An 18,496-nucleotide genomic window follows, 5' to 3' on the forward strand; every position below is an offset into this window, starting at 1 on the left:
GAGGGAGGCCATGCGAATGACAGTGCGCCGTTACCGGCGGCGGCGTACAGGAAGTGATGCACTGGGATTTACGCGCTCACCTTTTGCTCCCCCCTTTTTCGACCGGCTCGAATTTTTGAGCCAGTCCATCAGCCAGCCCCGCAAAACAGATGCCCCGTTTATCCTTCTGGTGACGGAGGATCACTATCTGCGCACCGGTTTTCTCAACGGGCAGTTCCCGCTGAGCAGCTGCTGCGACTACGCCACGCTGGATGACGCCCTTGTCGCGCAGACGCAGTGGCCCTCTGCCCGTCTGGTCGTGGATATTGAAAGCCGATCCACGGGACTTCTGGAGAAACTGGATCAGTTGAGAAGGCATAGCCTGTTTCCTCCGTTCCTGACGCCCTGGCTGTTAGTCCGGGCCGATAATTACGACACCCGCCTTTTCTGCAAAGCGGCAGGTCCCTTTCATGTGCTCGAGCGCCAGCTGAACGCCGCGGCACTCCAGAACAGCCTGCTGGATGCCCGCCCGCCACAGGGCTCCGACAAAGACTGGTTCAACCGCAATGAATGGCCGATCCTGCAGGAACTCTCCCGGGGCAAGACGTTACGTCAGATTGCCCTTATGCAGAATCGTCCTTATAGCCGCATTATCTATCGTCTTAGCTGCATCCTGGTGAAGCTGGGGCTGAGTCATCGGCAGGAATTGTTGCATCTTCTTAATAACCTCTCAGACTGCACGTTTTCCCTCACGTCCTAACCTCTTATTTCCTAAAGCGCTTTAAGAAATTACTTACCATTCATGTTTCAAAAATGTTAATTTTTAACAATAAAGTCGAAATTATAACTATTCCTAATTTATGGCCGCGAACCTTGCGAAATGCCACAAATTGAACGAACGGCAGCACTTTCCTCCATCCGTTAAGTGAATGCAGACAGCGTTAACAAGATGATAATGATGTAAAAACAAGCAGGTTAGCGGGAACGCTCAGGAGGAAAAAGCGAAGCGGATAGCATGTTCTCCTGTGCATGAGATGTGGGCCTTCGGGTCAACCTGCGCGCTTTCAGATGAAGGTCTGACGGCCTGCGAGGGCAATTGTTGTCCTCATCAGCGTGGATTAGTCCCCCTGAATGATGCGCATTTTTGTTAACAATTTATTAACATAAAGAGATATGTGTTATTTTTTGTTATTACATAAAGATGAAAATATGCGGTAAATGAGATAACAGGATATTTCCGCTAAATTTAAAAAAATAGCGATTCAGATCCAGAAGATAATACAAACCCATAAGCGGATATTAATTTACAGGGTTTTCGGAAAAAACTTACCCTGTATAATAAGATGCGTACCAAATCTGAATAAGAAAAACCTTTTTGCCAACACCAGCCAAATGAGATGACCGCGCTGAGGCATAGTTCTTTTCATTACGTAAACAAGGATGCTTTCGCTCTTTCCAGGGAAATACTACGGTATAGGGATCTGCACATTATATCCTTCCGGCATTTCGAGAGTTTTACCAAACTCTGCATAACGCTTTTAACAATCTGAGGCATTAAAAATGAAACCGGCATCCGTTATCATTATGGACGAACATCCTATCGTCAGAATGTCGATAGAAGTCCTGCTACAGAAAAATAAGAATATCACAGTCAAGCTCAAGTCTGGCGATAGCCATGAAGTTCTTGACTGTATCCGTAATCACCCTATCGATCTGGTGATCCTTGACATTGAACTCACGGGCACGGATGCTTTCGCTTTACTTAAGAGAATCAGAAACTTAAACAAAGACATTAAGGTTCTGTTCCTCTCGTCTAAATCAGAGTTATTTTACGCGGGTCGCGCTATTCGCGCCGGGGCAAATGGCTTCGTCAGTAAACGTAAAGATTTGGGTGAGATCTACAACGCCGTAGAAATGATCCTGATGGGCTATTCCTTTTTCCCGTCGGAAACGCTGAACTTTATAAACCATTTGGGTTCAGGGAAAGGGATGGCTGTCGATATGCCATTATCGAATCGCGAGGTCACGGTATTACGGTATCTGGCGAATGGATTATCCAATAAGGAAATTGCTGAACAGCTACTATTAAGCAACAAAACCATTAGCGCACATAAATCCAATATTTATTCCAAGCTGGGTGTGCAAAGCATCGTGGAATTAATTGATTACGCCAAAGCGCACGAGCTACTTTAACCTGAATTCACTCCCTGCAGCTTATCTGAGCTGCAGGGAGTGCGGTCAGTGCTAATTATAGTTAATCATAAAGGTGGCATCCGCATCGGCTCGTCCGGGCTGAGGGTTATCTGCAGTGGCAATATAATTGGCATAAAACGACAATGTTGCATTCCCCTGCGCATCAACCGAGACCGGCTGGCTGGCCTGCTGGAGAGCCAGACGCGTTTTATCCGCATCCCTGATCTCTACCGCGACACGGCTCGCTGTACTGGCGTCGTTCAGCGCCAGCAATCCGTTATTGCTCCCGTCGGCTTTGCCCGAAAACGTAATGGACGCCGCCCCCGGCGGACAGCCGGTCAGCTTCAGCGTAAACGGCATGGGCTGCGTGCGGCTCCCGGTAGTGCTGAGCTGTTTCGTGGGCCAGGTGCCCAGCGTGACGGTCTTGTCGCTGTCGCTCCCCTCGGCAACGCAGGTAAAATCGACAATGTTGCCGTAGAGCCGAATGTTAATTTCGCCCAGCGCGGTGTCCGCCTGAGCCTGTGTGCAAAGCGCAAAAAGCGCCACGGTGATAAAACGGATCCCGTTTCGCATATCGGCTCCTTAGTCGTAATCCACACGCAGATACCCGCGCGAGGTAAAACGCCCTTCCGCTGGCTTATTGCCCGTCACGCTCACCGGCCAGACCCGGATCCCTACCTGTGCCTGCGCGCTATCGTCGAGGCGGAACGGAATTTTGCTTGTCAGGTTGTTAGGCGTCAGCGGCGCCCCGCTTTCGTTAGCGATGATAAACCCGACGTCCGGGTTATCCGACACCAGCACATTATCAGAGACTTTTTCCGCCTCAACGCGCATCGTCAGCATGGCGTTCGCCTCCACGTTGGTGCATTTGATCGCGATGGTTTTGCTTTGCGATGAGACCCCCTCCGGTTTGTTACCTACACCCGCCTTGCTGAACAGGGAGGCGCCAATGTCACCGAAATCAAACTCCACCACGTTCCCGGCGTTGATGGCGCAGCTTTGCGGCACCTGAATGGTTCCGCTGTAGCTGATGGTGTAGACCGGCGTGGTCAACGGATCGGAGGAGGTGGTAGTGACGTAAACGCGGAACATGGTGGCGCGCGGGATCACCACCATGTTAATAAAACGCCGGGTCACCTTAAGGCGAAAGACAAGGCTGGAGTCCTGCACGCCAAACGGTTTGTTTTTCGAGACGTTAGGGTGGCTCCCCATCTGGATATAGTTTTTGGGCGGATAAAACACGCCAGCATAGCTGTCCGTGATTTTCATAGCCCCGTCCAGATAGTCGTTAAGCTTCAGGTACTGATAGCCATCGCTCGTGCCCGTTACCGGGTAGTCGGTCACATAGCTACGTTTGGTGGTATTCCCGACCGTGCCCTTCGGGCAGACGGCATTCACCCCTACCCACTGCGACTTCTCGCTGAGCGTCACGACCTGTCCAATCTGGTTATTCGAGCTATTGAATTTATCCGTCAGGTCGTAATGCACCTCCGTCGGCACGCCTTTTTCATTGACGCACACGGTGGCGAATGCGTTTGCCGCAGGCAGTAGTGCCAGAAGCGACAAGCCTAAGATGTGGGTTTTATTCACAGCGAATCCCCTTCAGTGTGATTGCCTGTTGCAGGCTCTTTTCAGGCAAGCTGTAAGGCGCGCGACACTGGGACTGCGCCCCGTCTCCCCACTGGATCAGCAGTTCGCCTTCCAGCGGCAGCCCGCTCAGGTAAATTTGCCCGTCGTCCCCCACCATGCTGGTGACACCGCTCCGGGTCTCACGGACCACCGCGCCGAACGGCACGGGCTGGTTACCGCGCATCACCGTCAGCAGGGCGCGCACGCCAATGCGGGTATCAAAGCTGGCGCGCACCAGCGCGCCTTTGGTCGGCACCACGCTGCTCACGTTGTTTTCGATATCGGTGTTGTTGCTCATGGTGTTGGTATCCAGCGCCACGCGGTTGTAGCGGTAGACGGTGGCATACGGCATCACCGCGTAGCCTCGCCAGTCGGTTCTCACGCCGGTCTGGTTTTCGACGCTGACGCCGGATGCCCCCGGGGCTTTGATCAGCACGTTGGTGTCGCCCAGCGGCTGGCTGAAGGTCACGCCGTCGGCATGGCCGACGACCCCGCCGGAGAGCTGCCAGTTGAGATCGTGCTGATCGTCGCTGTAGTTGTAGCCCACGCCCAACGTGCCATAGGTCGCCTGCCAGTTGGCGCTGGCGCTTCCGCTTGCGCCGTTGGTGCTGGTGTGTCCCTGGGTCACGCTGTAGTTCAGGTTGCGGTCCTCCAGCAGCGTGCCGCTGACGCCGGTTTGCCAGCTCGTGTCACCATCGCTGTTCCGGCTGGCAGATGCCGTGGCATAGGCGCGGTCAATCGCGCTGTCCCGACGATAGCCCTGGCGAGTAAAGATACTGAACGGCACGGAGACGTTAAACGACGCGATCCGGTCGGTACCGTCGATCCCGACGGATTTGTTCCACGACCACGAAACGGAGTAGTTGATCCCCTTCACGCCCCCCGCATACCCCAACTGGTACCAGAGGTTCGACTCGTCGGTTCCCCAGTAGGTCTGCTCACTACCGGAGATATAGACCGAGCCGTAATCCCCCAGCGACTGAGAAACGTTAAGCTGGAAGCGGCCTTTTTTATTCCACGTCAGGTTGTGATAGCTCTGCACGTCCGGCACATCGTTATCGTCCTGGCTGTCGGCATACTGATAGCCTTCCATTGAGCGCCAGGCCACATCGTCCAGGGTGTAAAACCCTTTTGTGGAGTAGCGGTAGCCCAGCAGCTGGAAGTTGGTGCCGAAGCCGTTAAGGGATTTCGCATAGAGGAAGCGCAGGGACTGTCCTTCATGCTTGCTGTCGTCCGCGAGCTGGCTGCGGGCGTGGGTGATATCGAGCGAAACCGCGCCCCAGTCGCCCAGGTTTTTTCCGGCCCCGACGGCGACCGCGGTATAGCGTGAGGCCAGCTGCGTTCCGCCGTAGAGCGTGAAGCCGTTGGCAAGCCCGGTAATCAGGGTGCCCTGGGTAAAGAACGGCGTGTCCTGATCGCTGTTACCGCTGCGGTAATCCCCCGCGACGAGGTCATACTTCCAGCGCCCTTCACGCTGCAGAAGCGGCACGGTGGAGTACGGCACGGTATAGCGCTGCTGGGTACCGTCTTTCTCTTCTACCGTTACTTCCAGGTCACCGCTTGAGGAGGTAGGGTTGAGATCGGTAATCGCAAAGGCGCCCGGCTGCACATAGCTTTGATAGATCACGTAGCCATTCTGACGCACCACCACTTTGGCGGGCGTCCGGGCGATCCCGCGCACGGTGGGCGCGTAGCCCTGCAGGCTGTCCGGGTACATGCTGTCAGACGAGAAGAGCCGTCCGCCGCGGAACCCCATGCTGTCGAAGACGTCATTGCCGGTATTGCTGTCGCCCAGGACCAGTTCGCTTTTCAGCGGGATCACGGTGCGCTGCGCCCAGGTGCCAATATTCTGCCACTCGCTGTGTCGCTGCCCGTTGGTCTGCGTGTATCGCCATGCGCCGTTGTTACGCAAGCGCCAGGCGCCATAGTTCAGCCCGCTCTGCAGGTTGAGATAATAGCTGTCGTCTTCGCTTCCCCGGTTGCCGGAGAAGCTGTAGTTCAGCAGCGCGGCGGGAATGCCCTCATCCCACTGTTCAGGCGGAATGTAGCCCCGGGCGCTGTTCTGCAATGCCACCTGCGGCAGGCTGACGTCCAGACGCTGTGAGGCAAAGTTGAATACCGTTTCGCTGCCGGGTATGGCCGTGGTCAACGGCAAGCAGGTCTCGCCCTGGACCTGAGCCAGCTCGGGAAACGCCGCGACGTTGACGCCAAAGCGGTCGAGCATCGCCCGCGTAATACACGGCGATAACCCGCCCGCCACCGGCGGCGTGTTCTCAGCCTGCTCAAAACGCACGTCCTGAGTCCCGATAAATTCATCGTTACGCCAGATATCCACGCGATAAACGCCGGGCGCCTGCTGGTGTCCTTGTTCAAAACGCGACAAATCCGCCACGCTGGCGGTGTCGTCGGACAAAAAGGCCGGGTTGAAATAGCTTTCGCTCCAGCCAGCCTGTGGCCAGAGTGCAGCCATTAGCGCCAGCGCAACCGGGCAGTAACGTCTCTGGTGGTTTTTCATCGCCCTGACTCTGCTCACAGGTTGACGCTACGCGCCGGGGTGATGGCACCGTAGTCATTCACACTCTGCCAGGAAAGCGTACCGCTGGCACCGGCTGGCAGCACCTGCTGAGCCGCGCTTTTCGGCGCAACCATCAGGTTATCCAGCTGTTGCCCGCCCAGCTTCAGATTGACGAGGGTGATGTAATACGGGGAGGCGTTGCTGACTTTGAGATGGCTGCCCGCGCGCTCAAACCGCAGCTGGGAAAGCGCCTCTTCCGGCTGCATCGCCAGGTTGTTCGGGCGCACAAATAGCTTGATGCGCGAGAGGATCGCTAGCTGCAGCACGTTATTGTTTTCCGTTTTGGCTTTGTTCACTGACGGGATCGCTTTCACGTTCATGTAAAACAGCGATTCACGGTCGGCAGGCAGCGCAGGACCGGCGTAAATAATGCGCAGCGTGTTTTCACTGTCCGGCTCGCTAACAAACAGGGGCGGCGTGACGGCAAACGTTTTTTCTTTTTGCCCGTTTGCATTTTCAATCCACGCGTTAATTAAATAGCGTTCCTGTTTATTGCTGTTGGTGATCGCCAGCGACGTTTGCTTCGCCTCTGCGGGATAAATAACGCGGGTGGCTCCCAGCGCAATACCGCCGGATGCATTCGCGCAGGCAGAAACCACCATTAAAATAAACGATAAAAAAAGTCCTGGTTTAATTAGGGTATTCATCACAACCGTACCTTTAATAATGTGTTCGCAGGTGTTATGGATAAATCAACGTAAACCAGACATCCGACTGAATTTTGCCTGGCTCGAGGTGTTCGGAAATAGCCCGATAGCGGGCGCTAAAATGAAACGCCAGCTCGCGGGTATCGATCGGCAGCCAGCTGACGGCCGTGGCGTTTGGGATAATCTGACGCTGCTGCTCGTCAAAGAGCGCCAGCCCAACGCCGCTGCTGACAGGCGTTTCACCTGGCCGCGATGTCGCCAGAAAGACCTGCGGATCTTCTGCGGGTGTGGCCCCCTGAAACTGGATCCCCACGGTGCGCGAAACATCAACGCTGCAGTCCAGCAGCCGCACGGTGAAAGGCACGTTAACCGTGGAAAAACTGCCCACGCCGGAAAATGAATTCGTTCGGTACTGCCCCATGTCGATGCGCATATTCTGGCTATCGGGCGCCACGGCGCAGCCGCCGTTAACCAGTTCACCCCGGAGATGAACCTTGCCACCTTCGATCACCACGGTATGTGCCGATGCCGGGCAAGCCATCGCAAGGGTTAACAGCAGTAGTGTTCCAGTCCTTGTCATCCTTCGTTCCTGGCAATAGCGTATGACGGGCCTCGTCCCTGAGGCCTGAACATCCCTGTGCGGAGGAATTATTCGTATTTCATTACGAAGGTGGCGTCAGCGTTCGCCTGGCCTGGCTCGGTAGTGGCAGCCGTTGATTTATAGCGCGCGGTGAACTTCAGGGTGTTTGTCCCTTCGATCAGCGTCTGCGCAGCAGAGAAGGTTGCACCGTCTGGGGTCAGCACGCTGGATTTGCTGTCGAGGATCTCAATGCCCACGCCTTTCGCGGTGTTGTCGTTGTTACCGGAGGTGACGGCCAGCAGGGTTTTGTCCGTTGGGTCGATCTGACCGGTGAACGCAACCGCTGCCGTTTGAGCAACCTGCGGATCGCAGTCATTCAGTTCAATGTTGAATGGAATATTCGAGGTGGTGTCGCCCACTTTGGTAAATTTCGCGGTACGATATTGACCCAGATTAACGGTCTGCTCGGAAGAATCAGTATTTACTGAACAAGCCGCATTAACCAGCTCACCTTTAAAATGTACGGTACCGCCATTTACGGAAACCGGGGCAGCAGGATCTGCTGCATTTGCGGCACCCGCAACCAGGGCCAAAGTTGCAATAACAGTAGAAGCAATGTTGCTGAGTTTCATGTCTATTCCTTTAAAATGTAAATAACCCTTCCCGCGAAAAATCGGGAATAAGAAATACGTTCAATTGAGTAATTGAAAGCTTATTTCGGAGGAGACAAAGTAGCTCAGGAATAAACTTTTAAATATGTCAAAACGCTGCCATTTCGCCAGGTCACATCCTAATCCCGCCTAAGAAATTGACCATCCCTTAAGAAGGGTTTTTGCGTCTTGCGGATAAAAACGCGCAAAGGGTGACTGACAGCGAGGCTCGCTTCTGACAAAATACACGCATCCCCCCTTTCAAACGTTACAGACGGAATCTTCTCTCTGATGGCAGCAAAGATTATTGACGGTAAAACGATTGCGCAGCAGGTGCGCTCTGAGGTCGCGGAAAAAGTGAAGGCGCGTAAAGCGGCCGGAAAACGCGCCCCCGGGCTGGCCGTTGTGCTGGTTGGCAGCAACCCGGCATCGCAGATTTATGTCGGCAGCAAGCGCAAAGCGTGTGAAGAGGTCGGCTTCGTCTCCCGCTCTTACGATTTGCCGGAAACCACCAGCGAAGCAGAACTGCTGGAACTGATTGACACCCTGAATGCCGATAAAGAGATCGACGGTATTCTGGTTCAGCTGCCGCTGCCAGCCGGTATCGACAACGTGAAGGTGCTGGAGCGTATTGCGCCGGATAAAGACGTGGACGGTTTCCACCCGTACAACGTTGGCCGCCTGTGCCAGCGCGCGCCGCGCCTGCGTCCGTGCACGCCGCGCGGTATCGTGACGCTGCTGGAGCGCTATAACATCGACACCTACGGCCTGAACGCCGTGGTTATCGGCGCGTCCAACATCGTGGGCCGCCCGATGAGCATGGAGCTGCTGCTGGCCGGCTGTACCACCACCGTCACCCACCGCTTCACCAAAAACCTGCGCCACCACGTCGAGAACGCCGATCTGCTGATCGTCGCGGTCGGCAAGCCGGGCTTTATCCCAGGCGAGTGGATCAAAGAAGGTGCAATTGTCGTGGACGTCGGGATTAACCGTCTGGAAAGCGGCAAAGTGGTCGGCGACGTGGTGTATGAAGACGCCGCCGCGCGCGCGTCATACATTACCCCAGTACCGGGCGGCGTAGGCCCGATGACCGTAGCCACGCTGATTCAGAATACCCTGCAGGCGTGCGAAGAATATCACGACGTAGAGGACGCGTAAGATGGCGACTTTTTCATTAGGAAAACACCCGCACGTTGAGCTGTGCGATCTGCTCAAGCTGGAAGGCTGGAGCGAAAGCGGTGCGCAGGCGAAAATTGCCATTGCCGACGGGCTTGTCAAAGTGGACGGTGCGGTGGAAACCCGCAAGCGCTGCAAGATTGTCGCGGGGCAGACCGTGAGCTTTGAAGGCCAGAGCGTAACCGTTACGGCCTGAGCCGTTTGATGCCCTCACCCTAACCCTCTCCCGCAGGGCTGAGGAATCCCCACAAAATAATACCAGCACGGACGACCCCCTCTCCCTTGAGGGAGAGGGCTGGGGTGAGGGGGAACATACGGCTCTGGTGGTCATTCCGTTCACTTTATGTTCCTTGCTACTCTGTAAGGACATGGCCGGTGAACGTGCCAGGGCGGCTCAATCGCCACCGCCCTGGCGACCCGGGCTCCCGGCGGTAAATCGCCGCTTCGCGGTGCCTTCGGCTTATTCCTTCCGGCTTTTCGGGGACGGGCGGAGGTAACGTCCCTGTAAAGCCCGCCCTCTCGGCGCATCCATGCGCCTCGCCCCGGCCTACAGGAAACGCCTCAGCGATTTACAGCCGGACCAGGGCATCGCTGTAAGCCATTCATTTTCCTGAAGTCACATGCATCGCTTCAGGTATAAAATTACTGGGGATTCCTCACCCCGCAGGGAGAGGGGATAAAAAATCCCCTCACACCCATCACGGTTATTTATCGATCCACTTCAAATAATCACTATTTCATCTGTTGAAAAGTGAAAATTCAGTTGCGCGTTTTTCACGCTTTGCCCACGATAAGTAGAACGTTCTACTAAAACGTTCTACTTACAATAACAGCGCCAAAAAAAAGCGCTACTCGGGGGAAATCAGCATGAGTCTGATATCAGGGTTTGTTAAATCGCTGTCTAAGTTATCGATGATTGGTCGCGCCTTAATGCTGCCAATTTCACTGCTTCCCGCTGCGGGCCTGCTGCTGGCCTTTGGTGATAAGTTCCATCTGCCGCTGATGATGAACGCGGGCGGGGTTATTTTTGATAACCTGCCGATGCTGTTTGCCATTGGCTCTGCCGTGGGCCTGGCATCAGAATCCGGCATCGCGGCGCTGTCTGCGGCCGTTTCGGTGTTTGTTACCAATATCACCATCAGCACCGTGCTGAGCATCACGCCGGAAATGGCCTCCCAGGGCGGGAAATACGCCATGGTGGTCGGCATTCCGACGCTGCAGATGGGCGTCTTTGGCGGCCTGATCTGCGGTATTCTCGCGGCCTGGTGCTACAACCGCTTCCACACCATGCAGCTGCCGGAGTTCCTGGGCTTCTTTTCCGGCAAGCGCTTCGTGGCGATTGCAACGGCGTTCCTCTCGTTTCTGATGGGGCTGCTGCTGCCGTACGTCTGGCAGCATATCCAGGCCGGGATCGACGCCCTCTCCGTGGTCGTTAACGGCGACAATCAGGCGGCCTCGACCTTTATCTTCGGTCTGGTGGAGCGCGCGCTGATCCCGCTCGGTCTGCACCATATCTGGTATCCGTCGTTCTGGTATTCGTTTGGCGATTACACCACCCAGGCAGGTCAGGTGATCCACGGCGACCAGACCATCTGGTTCAAGATGCTGGAAGAAGGGGTGAAATCTTTCAGCAGCGACACCTACCAGAACGCCGGTAAGTTCATGCAGGGCGAATTCCCGCTGATGCTGTTCGCGCTGCCTGCGGCGTGCCTGGCGATGTATCACGAAGCCCATACGAAGAATAAGAAAATCGCGGCCGGTATTCTGTTCTCCGCGGCGCTAACCTGCTTCCTGACGGGGATCACCGAACCGGTTGAGTTTACCTTTATCTTCGTGGCACCGATTCTGTACGTCTTTAACGCCATCATGGCGGGCCTGGCCTACATGACCATGTATCTGCTGCATGCGCATATCGCCAAGTCGTTCTCTGCAGGCTTTATCGACTATCTGTCATTCGGGATCCTGCCGTCGTTTAACGGCTACCAGACCAATTTCCTGAATGCCATTATCATCGGCATTCCGATGGGCCTGATTTATTACTTTACATTCCGCTTTGTGATCCGTCGTTTCGACGTGAAAACGCCGGGCCGCACTGAAGTGACCGCCAACGCGGATGAGAAATCGGATTCAGAACTCGCGACCGAGATCATCACCCTGCTGGGCGGGGCGCATAACATAGACTCCGTCGGCGCCTGTATCACCCGTCTGCGTCTGGAGGTGGCAAAAAGCGAGGCGGTGGATAAAGACGGCCTGAACGGACTCGGCGCACGCGGCGTGGTGTTTGTCGGCGACAACGGTATTCAGGTGATTTTCGGTGCCAGAGCACAGTTTATCGCCCAGACCATGTCCACCATGATCGGCAAATAATAAGATGCCTGAACGACACGTCTCCTGTACGCTGGGAGACGTGTTTTATCTGGCTGATAATCGGTAAATTTCAGGGAGCGGTTTTGAAGAAAGTCAGCATTATTGATGTCGCGAAGCACGCGGGCGTGTCGGTTTCCACCGTCTCGCTGGTGCTGCGCCAGAAAGGGAAAATCTCAGAGGCAACGATCGAGAAGGTCAACGCTGCCATCAATACCCTGGGCTATGTTCATAACGTTGCCGCTGCCAACCTTCGCGCCAATACCTCCAACCTGATTGGCCTGATCCTCCGTGACTTTAGCGACAGTTTCTCCATCAAGGTGATGGCGAGCATCGTCCAGGATCTTGAAAAACAAGGGTATATGGTTTTTCTCGGTCAGCCCCAGAACGACCATGACCATCTTGAGCGTTGCCTGCTGTCGTTTAAGCAGCAGGGCGTCGCAGGGGTGATCTATCTGGCCTCGGATACCCACACCTCTACCCTGCCGGAAAAGATTCGCCACTGCCCGCTGCCGCTGGTGGTGGTCTCGCAGTCGCTGCTGGATGAAAAATGCAATCTGGTGATGCGCGATAACCGACAGGCGGCCAATCTGGCGGTGCGTTATCTTATCGAGCGCGGTCATCGTAATATCGCCTACATTGGCGGACGCGAAGGCTGCCTTATCCGCGAACAGCGCCTGCTCGGTTTTCGCAGCGCGATGGCGCAAAACGGGCTGGTCTGGCGCGATGAATACTCTCCGGCCTGCAGCGATGACACGCTGGCAGCGGGTTTCGCGACCCGCCAGCTGCTGGAAAAAAACAACACCATCACCGCCCTGCTCTGCCACTCGCCGGATGCCATGATCGGCTCCATCTCCGGTATTCATCAGGTCGGGCGTACGGTGGGTAAAGATGTGTTTCTGACGCAGCAGGTCGCCCTGGTCGGTTTCGAAGATATGCTCCACGTTAACCTCACCTCGCCCTCGTTTACCTACGTCTCGTCCGCCAGCGAAGAGACGGGGCGTCAGGCGGCCGGGCTGATTATTCGCACGCTGAAGGAGCCGACGCTGCAAACCCAGCGTATTACGCTCTCCGGGCAGCTTATCGCACGCGAGTCGGCGTAAAATCAGAATTTCGCACAGGTTTTTTAGCACGGAATGACTGCTATATTTCCATGATTTGCCATGGATAATCACAATGCCTACCGTCATTACACACGCTGCTGTTCCGCTTTGCCTGGGCTTAGGCCTGGGGACAAAAGTTATCCCACCCCGCCTGCTGTTTGCCGGCATTGTTCTCGCCATGCTGCCGGACGCCGACGTGCTGGCGTTTAAGTTCGGCGTCGCGTATGGCAACGTTTTCGGCCATCGCGGCTTTACCCACTCCCTGCTGTTTGCCTTCGTGGTGCCGATACTTTGCGTACTGACTGGACGACGATGGTTCAGGGCCAGCCTGACGCGGTGCTGGCTGTTTTTAACCGTGTCACTGCTGTCGCACAGCCTGCTGGATTCGATTACCACAGGCGGGAAAGGTGTCGGCTGGCTGTGGCCGTGGTCTGATGAACGCTTCTTTGCGCCGTGGCAGGTGATCAAGGTCGCGCCGTTTGCGCTCTCACGCTATACCACGCCGTACGGGCATCAGGTGATTATTTCAGAACTGCTGTGGGTGTGGCTGCCGGGGGTGGTGCTGATGGTAATGTTGTGGTGGAAAAGACGGTAAAAAAAAGCCGGGTGGCGGCTGCGCCTTACCCGGCCTACTTTTGCCTGTTGGCCCGGTAAGCGTAAGCGCCACCGGGCGTTACAGACTTACTTACGGCGCCAGGTGGTTCCCTGCGGGCCATCTTCCAGAATAATACCCATCTCGGTCAGACGGTTACGCGCCGCATCTGCCGCCGCCCAGTCTTTCGCCTGACGCGCTTCCAGACGCGCTTTGATCAACGCTTCAATTTCCGCCACTTCGCCGTCATCCGCCTGCGCACCGCTCTGCAGGAACGCGTCCGGCTCCTGCTCCAGCAGGCCAAGCACGGCAGAGAGCTTACGCAGATGGGACGCCAGCGCATTCGCCGCGGCCATATCTTCTGACTTCAGGCGGTTCACTTCGCGCGCCATGTCGAACAGCACGGAGTAGGCTTCCGGAGTGTTGAAGTCGTCGTTCATCACCTCAACGAAGCGTGCTTCGAACGCTTCGCCGCCTGCTGCCGGAACAGACCTGTCGGTCCCGCGCAGCGCGGTGTAGAGACGCTCAAGCGCCGAGCGCGCCTGCTTCAGGTTCTCTTCGCTGTAGTTCAGCTGGCTGCGGTAGTGGCCGGACATCAGGAAGTAGCGCACGGTTTCCGCATCGTAATACTTCAGCACGTCGCGCACGGTAAAGAAGTTGCCCAGCGATTTCGACATCTTCTCGCGGTCAACCATCACCATCCCGGAGTGCATCCAGTAGTTCACGTACTCGCCGCCGTGGGCGCAGGTGGACTGCGCGATTTCGTTTTCGTGGTGCGGGAACATCAGGTCTGAACCGCCGCCGTGAATGTCGAAGTGCTTGCCCAGCTGTTTGCAGTTCATCGCAGAACATTCAATGTGCCAGCCCGGACGGCCTTCGCCCCACGGGGATGGCCAGCTTGGCTCACCCTCTTTGGACATCTTCCACAGCACGAAGTCCATCGGGTTACGCTTCACGTCAACCACGTCAACGCGCGCGCCGGCCTGGAGCTGATCCAGATCCTGACGGGAAAGCGCACCGTAGGTTGGGTCCGTCGGCACGGAGAACATCACGTCGCCGTTGTCGGCAACATACGCATGACCGCGGGCGATCAGCTTTTCGGTGATGTCGATGATTTCGTGAATATGGTGGGTCGCGCGCGGCTCGCTGTCCGGACGCAGAATATTCAGGGCGTCGAAGTCTTTGTGCATCTCAGCGATCATGCGATCCACCAGCGCGACAAAGCTTTCGCCGTTTTCATTGGCGCGCTTGATGATCTTATCGTCGATGTCGGTGATGTTGCGCACGTATTTCAGCTTGTACCCGAGAAAACGCAGGTAGCGTGACACCACGTCGAAGGCGACAAAGGTACGGCCATGGCCAATGTGACAGAGATCGTAAACCGTAATACCACACACGTACATGCCGACTTCCCCGGCATGGATAGGTTTAAATTCCTCTTTTTGGCGCGTCATTGTATTAAAGATTTTTAACATCGAAGATTCCATGTAAACACGTGTGTGGTTGAAAACCGGCTATTCTACCCGTAATTCAAACCCGAAGCAGCACACAATGCAAGGTGATCGCATCCTGTGGTTATGCTATAACAAGCCCCTATAGATGACCCGAAGGCGGGTCGACGTACCACAATAACGGAACAGGATGCAAAAATGGTTACTTTCCACACTAATCATGGCGATATCGTAATCAAAACCTTTGATGACAAAGCGCCTGAAACAGTTAAAAACTTCCTGGACTACTGCCGCGAAGGTTTCTACAACAACACCATTTTCCACCGCGTGATCAACGGTTTTATGATCCAGGGCGGCGGTTTCGAACCTGGCATGAACCAGAAAGCCACTAAAGAGCCGATCAAGAACGAAGCGAACAACGGCCTGAAAAACACCCGCGGCACGCTGGCGATGGCACGTACTCAGGCGCCTCACTCTGCTACTGCACAGTTCTTCATTAACGTGGCGGACAACGACTTCCTGAACTTCTCCGGCGAAAGCCTGCAGGGTTGGGGCTACTGCGTATTCGCAGAAGTGGTTGAAGGTATGGACGTGGTTGACAAGATCAAAGCCGTCTCTACTGGCCGCAGCGGTATGCACCAGGACGTTCCAAAAGAAGACGTTGTGATTACAAGCGTGACCGTCAGCGAGTAATTGGTGGCGACACTCTTTATTGCGGATCTTCATCTGCAAACAGAAGAACCGGCGATAACCGCCGGTTTTCTGCGTTTTATACGCGGTGAAGCGAAAAGCGCCGATGCGCTGTACATCCTGGGCGACCTCTTTGAAGCCTGGATTGGCGACGATGATCCTAACCCGCTGCACCGTGAAATGGCCGCCGCCATTCACGCGCTGGTGGATTCGGGCGTCCCCTGCTACTTCATTCACGGCAACCGTGATTTCCTGATCGGCAAGCGCTACGCCCGTGAAAGCGGCATGACGCTGCTGCCGGAAGAACAGGTGCTCGACCTCTACGGCCGCAAGGTGCTGATCATGCACGGCGACATGCTCTGCACCGACGATACCGGCTACCTGGCGTTTCGCGCCAAAGTCCACACCCCGTGGATCCAGAAGGTGTTCCTTGCCCTGCCGCTGTTTATCCGCAACCGCATCGCCGCCAGAATGCGCGCGGGCAGTAAAGCCGCCAACAGCAGCAAATCCATGACCATCATGGACGTCAATCCACAGGCGGTCGTGCGGGTGATGGAAAAGCATGACGTTCAGTGGCTCATCCACGGTCATACCCATCGTCCTGACGTGCATTCCCTCCTCGCCAACGGCCAGCCCGCACACCGCGTGGTGTTGGGTGCCTGGCACAGCGAAGGCTCTATGGTCAAAGTCACGCCTGAGGGTGTGGAGCTGATTGCGTTTCCGTTTTAACCCCCCTTCATGTTATTCTATTTTTTTGAACAATATTGGCAAATTGTTTCGATTTTAATCAGCCCGTGGTCGGCCTATTATTTATCACATCAGGGCAACACGCCCTATCCCAGACAATACACTTAAGGAATACGACCATGAAATCCATCAAAAATTTCGTTGCAGTTGCGGCCCTCTCCCTGGTTTCTTTCGGTTCTTTCGCGCAGAGCGTGAGTGCAACCGCCTCTACCCTTGACCGCGCAGAAGCGAAAATCGCTGCACAGGCTGCTGAACAGGGCGCGTCTTACAAAATCACCAGCGCGAAGGTCGACAACCGCGTGTATATGACCGCTGAACTGACGAAATAATGATTGCCCTTCGACAAAAACAGACCGCCAGAATGCGGTCTGTTTTGTTATGAATTGATGGCAACAACGGCTCAAGATTTAACCGCGCAACCGTTTTCCTTGCCCGTATAACATGCTATTCTCTGTGCCCTCGAAAGCAGTGTGTTTCGCACCACAGGAGTTTTAAGACGCATGTCTTCCCGCAATAATCCGGCGCGTGTCGCCATCGTGATGGGGTCCAAAAGCGACTGGGCTACCATGCAGTTCGCCGCCGAAATCTTTGACATCCTGAATGTTCCGCACCACGTTGAAGTGGTCTCTGCACACCGTACGCCGGACAAACTGTTCAGCTTCGCCGAAAGCGCCGAAGAGAACGGTTATGAGGTGATCATTGCCGGTGCGGGCGGCGCAGCACATCTGCCGGGCATGATTGCCGCCAAAACCCTGGTGCCGGTGCTGGGCGTTCCGGTCCAAAGCGCCGCGTTAAGCGGTGTGGATAGCCTCTACTCCATCGTCCAGATGCCGCGCGGTATTCCTGTCGGCACGCTGGCGATTGGTAAAGCGGGTGCCGCCAATGCCGCCCTGCTGGCCGCGCAGATCCTGGCGACGCACGATAAAGACTTACATCAGCGTCTGGCGGACTGGCGTAAAGCCCAGACCGACGAGGTGCTGGACAATCCAGACCCGCGGGGTGCCGCATGAAGCAGGTTTGCGTTCTCGGTAACGGCCAGCTAGGCCGCATGCTGCGTCAGGCTGGCGAACCGCTGGCGATTTCCGTCTGGCCCGTCGGCCTGGACGCCGAGCCGGAAGCGGTACCGTTCCACCAGAGCGTCATTACCGCTGAGATCGAACGCTGGCCGGAGACCGCCCTGACCCGCGAGCTGGCGCGTCATAACGCCTTCGTTAACCGCGACGTGTTCCCGATCATTGCCGACCGTCTGACGCAAAAGCAGCTTTTCGACAAGCTGGGTCTCGCAACCGCACCGTGGCAGCTACTGTCTGATAAAAACGAGTGGAACGACGTCTTCGCCATGCTGGGCGAACTGGCGATCGTGAAGCGCCGCGTGGGTGGCTACGACGGCCGCGGCCAGTGGCGCCTGCGCGCAGGCGACACCGCCGAGCTGCCGGATGATTGCTACGGCGAGTGCATTGTTGAGCAGGGCATCAACTTTAGCGGTGAAGTGTCGTTGGTTGGCGCGCGCGGTCATGACGGGCATACCGTCTTTTATCCGCTGACGCATAACCTCCATCAGGACGGCATTCTGCGCACCAGCGTGGCCTTCCCGCAGGCCAATGCTGACCACCAGGCGCAGGCGGAAGAGATGCTCTCTGCCATCATGCACGAGCTCGGATACGTGGGCGTGATGGCGATGGAGTGCTTTATCACCCCGTCTGGTCTGCTGATCAACGAGCTGGCACCGCGCGTGCACAACAGCGGCCACTGGACGCAAAACGGCGCCTCCATCAGCCAGTTCGAGCTGCACCTGCGTGCGATTACCGACCTGCCGCTGCCGCAGCCGGTGGTGAACAGCCCGTCGGTGATGATCAACCTGATCGGAACCGATCTGAACTACGACTGGCTGAAGCTGCCGCTGGTGCATCTGCACTGGTATGACAAAGAGGTCCGCGAGGGTCGTAAAGTCGGCCACCTGAACCTCAACGACAGCGACACGGGCCGTCTGAGCGCCACGCTGGAAGCCATGATCCCGCTCCTGCCGCCGGAATACGCAAGCGGTATTGTCTGGGCACAGTCAAAGCTTAAATAGTTATCCCTCCGCCGGGGAGTTGACCTCCTCTTTCCCCGGCGTACAA

Annotated in this window: 19 protein-coding genes; 12 read left to right on the forward strand and 7 right to left on the reverse strand. The window is 56.0% G+C overall.

Annotated elements, in window-relative coordinates:
• Nucleotides 1–10: 10 nt before the first annotated feature.
• Nucleotides 11–739: a helix-turn-helix transcriptional regulator gene (locus CWR52_RS06755; protein ID WP_104949214.1), complete on the forward strand. Its 729-nt coding sequence runs from the start codon at nt 11–13 to the stop codon at nt 737–739.
• A gap of 800 nt (nt 740–1,539) precedes the next feature.
• Entirely contained in the window at nt 1,540–2,172 is a 633-nt protein-coding gene (gene fimZ / locus CWR52_RS06765) for a fimbria biosynthesis transcriptional regulator FimZ (protein ID WP_008499339.1), read from the forward strand.
• A 51-nt stretch (nt 2,173–2,223) separates the two neighbouring features.
• Here fimZ and sfmF read toward each other — a convergent pair whose 3' ends face one another.
• The 6 genes from sfmF to fimA all read right to left on the reverse strand — a co-directional run bounded on the left by sfmF (nt 2,224) and on the right by fimA (nt 8,235).
• On the reverse strand, nt 2,224–2,745 hold the full coding sequence (gene sfmF, locus CWR52_RS23400) for a fimbria assembly protein (protein ID WP_045909722.1): 522 nt from the start codon (nt 2,743–2,745) through the stop codon (nt 2,224–2,226).
• Nucleotides 2,746–2,754: 9 nt separating this feature from the next.
• On the reverse strand, nt 2,755–3,762 hold the full coding sequence (fimH, locus tag CWR52_RS06775; protein ID WP_104949215.1) for a type 1 fimbria D-mannose specific adhesin FimH: 1,008 nt from the start codon (nt 3,760–3,762) through the stop codon (nt 2,755–2,757).
• Nucleotides 3,755–6,316: a fimbrial biogenesis usher protein gene (locus CWR52_RS06780; RefSeq protein WP_104949216.1), complete on the reverse strand. Its 2,562-nt coding sequence runs from the start codon at nt 6,314–6,316 to the stop codon at nt 3,755–3,757. Before CWR52_RS06780 ends, fimH begins: the two co-directional genes overlap by 8 nt.
• Nucleotides 6,317–6,330: 14 nt before the next feature.
• A complete protein-coding gene (fimC, locus tag CWR52_RS06785; RefSeq protein ID WP_104949217.1) occupies nt 6,331–7,023 on the reverse strand; it encodes a type 1 fimbria chaperone FimC in 693 nt (230 codons plus the stop codon).
• A gap of 34 nt (nt 7,024–7,057) precedes the next feature.
• Nucleotides 7,058–7,603: a type 1 fimbrial protein subunit FimI gene (fimI, locus tag CWR52_RS06790; RefSeq protein WP_008499334.1), complete on the reverse strand. Its 546-nt coding sequence runs from the start codon at nt 7,601–7,603 to the stop codon at nt 7,058–7,060.
• A 68-nt stretch (nt 7,604–7,671) separates the two neighbouring features.
• Complete coding sequence (gene fimA / locus CWR52_RS06795; protein ID WP_104949218.1) at nt 7,672–8,235, reverse strand: type 1 fimbrial major subunit FimA; 564 nt, start codon at nt 8,233–8,235, stop codon at nt 7,672–7,674.
• Nucleotides 8,236–8,544: 309 nt separating this feature from the next.
• On the opposite strand from fimA, the gene folD reads away from it, so the two are divergent.
• From folD to CWR52_RS06820, 5 genes are all read left to right on the forward strand, one after another.
• The gene (gene folD, locus CWR52_RS06800; protein ID WP_045328445.1) at nt 8,545–9,411 is read left to right on the forward strand and encodes a bifunctional methylenetetrahydrofolate dehydrogenase/methenyltetrahydrofolate cyclohydrolase FolD; all 867 of its coding nucleotides are present in this window, start codon (nt 8,545–8,547) and stop codon (nt 9,409–9,411) included.
• Between the two features lies 1 nt (nt 9,412).
• Entirely contained in the window at nt 9,413–9,625 is a 213-nt protein-coding gene (ybcJ, locus tag CWR52_RS06805) for a ribosome-associated protein YbcJ (RefSeq protein ID WP_004143016.1), read from the forward strand.
• 671 nt (nt 9,626–10,296) lie between these two features.
• Nucleotides 10,297–11,796, forward strand: coding sequence for a PTS transporter subunit EIIC (locus CWR52_RS06810; RefSeq protein ID WP_104949219.1), 1,500 nt, complete (start codon nt 10,297–10,299; stop codon nt 11,794–11,796).
• Nucleotides 11,797–11,879: 83 nt separating this feature from the next.
• Nucleotides 11,880–12,896, forward strand: a complete 1,017-nt coding sequence (malI, locus tag CWR52_RS06815) for a Mal regulon transcriptional regulator MalI (RefSeq protein ID WP_104949220.1) — start codon at nt 11,880–11,882, stop codon at nt 12,894–12,896.
• Between the two features lie 73 nt (nt 12,897–12,969).
• The gene (locus tag CWR52_RS06820) at nt 12,970–13,491 is read left to right on the forward strand and encodes a metal-dependent hydrolase (protein WP_104949221.1); all 522 of its coding nucleotides are present in this window, start codon (nt 12,970–12,972) and stop codon (nt 13,489–13,491) included.
• An 86-nt stretch (nt 13,492–13,577) separates the two neighbouring features.
• Here the strand turns inward: CWR52_RS06820 and cysS are convergent, their stop codons facing one another.
• The gene (cysS, locus tag CWR52_RS06825) at nt 13,578–14,963 is read right to left on the reverse strand and encodes a cysteine--tRNA ligase (protein WP_104949222.1); all 1,386 of its coding nucleotides are present in this window, start codon (nt 14,961–14,963) and stop codon (nt 13,578–13,580) included.
• Nucleotides 14,964–15,137: 174 nt separating this feature from the next.
• Here cysS and ppiB point away from each other — a divergent pair, with 174 nt between their 5' ends.
• The 5 genes from ppiB (at nt 15,138) to purK (ending at nt 18,450) form a co-directional block, all read left to right on the forward strand.
• Complete coding sequence (gene ppiB, locus CWR52_RS06830; protein WP_008499327.1) at nt 15,138–15,632, forward strand: peptidylprolyl isomerase B; 495 nt, start codon at nt 15,138–15,140, stop codon at nt 15,630–15,632.
• Between the two features lie 3 nt (nt 15,633–15,635).
• Nucleotides 15,636–16,358 (forward strand): UDP-2,3-diacylglucosamine diphosphatase, encoded by a 723-nt coding sequence (gene lpxH / locus CWR52_RS06835; RefSeq protein WP_104950898.1) that lies wholly within the window; start codon nt 15,636–15,638, stop codon nt 16,356–16,358.
• A 137-nt stretch (nt 16,359–16,495) separates the two neighbouring features.
• Complete coding sequence (locus tag CWR52_RS06840) at nt 16,496–16,705, forward strand: YdgH/BhsA/McbA-like domain containing protein (protein ID WP_047074592.1); 210 nt, start codon at nt 16,496–16,498, stop codon at nt 16,703–16,705.
• 171 nt (nt 16,706–16,876) lie between these two features.
• Nucleotides 16,877–17,386 carry a 5-(carboxyamino)imidazole ribonucleotide mutase gene (purE, locus tag CWR52_RS06845; protein ID WP_104949223.1) on the forward strand — a complete coding sequence of 170 codons (510 nt, stop codon included), beginning with the start codon at nt 16,877–16,879 and terminating at the stop codon, nt 17,384–17,386.
• Nucleotides 17,383–18,450 carry a 5-(carboxyamino)imidazole ribonucleotide synthase gene (gene purK / locus CWR52_RS06850; RefSeq protein ID WP_104949224.1) on the forward strand — a complete coding sequence of 356 codons (1,068 nt, stop codon included), beginning with the start codon at nt 17,383–17,385 and terminating at the stop codon, nt 18,448–18,450. Before purE ends, purK begins: the two co-directional genes overlap by 4 nt.
• Nucleotides 18,451–18,496 lie beyond the last annotated feature (46 nt).

It is taken from the genome of Enterobacter sp. SGAir0187 (genome assembly GCF_002952735.2).
Lineage (GTDB): Bacteria > Pseudomonadota > Gammaproteobacteria > Enterobacterales > Enterobacteriaceae > Enterobacter > Enterobacter quasiroggenkampii.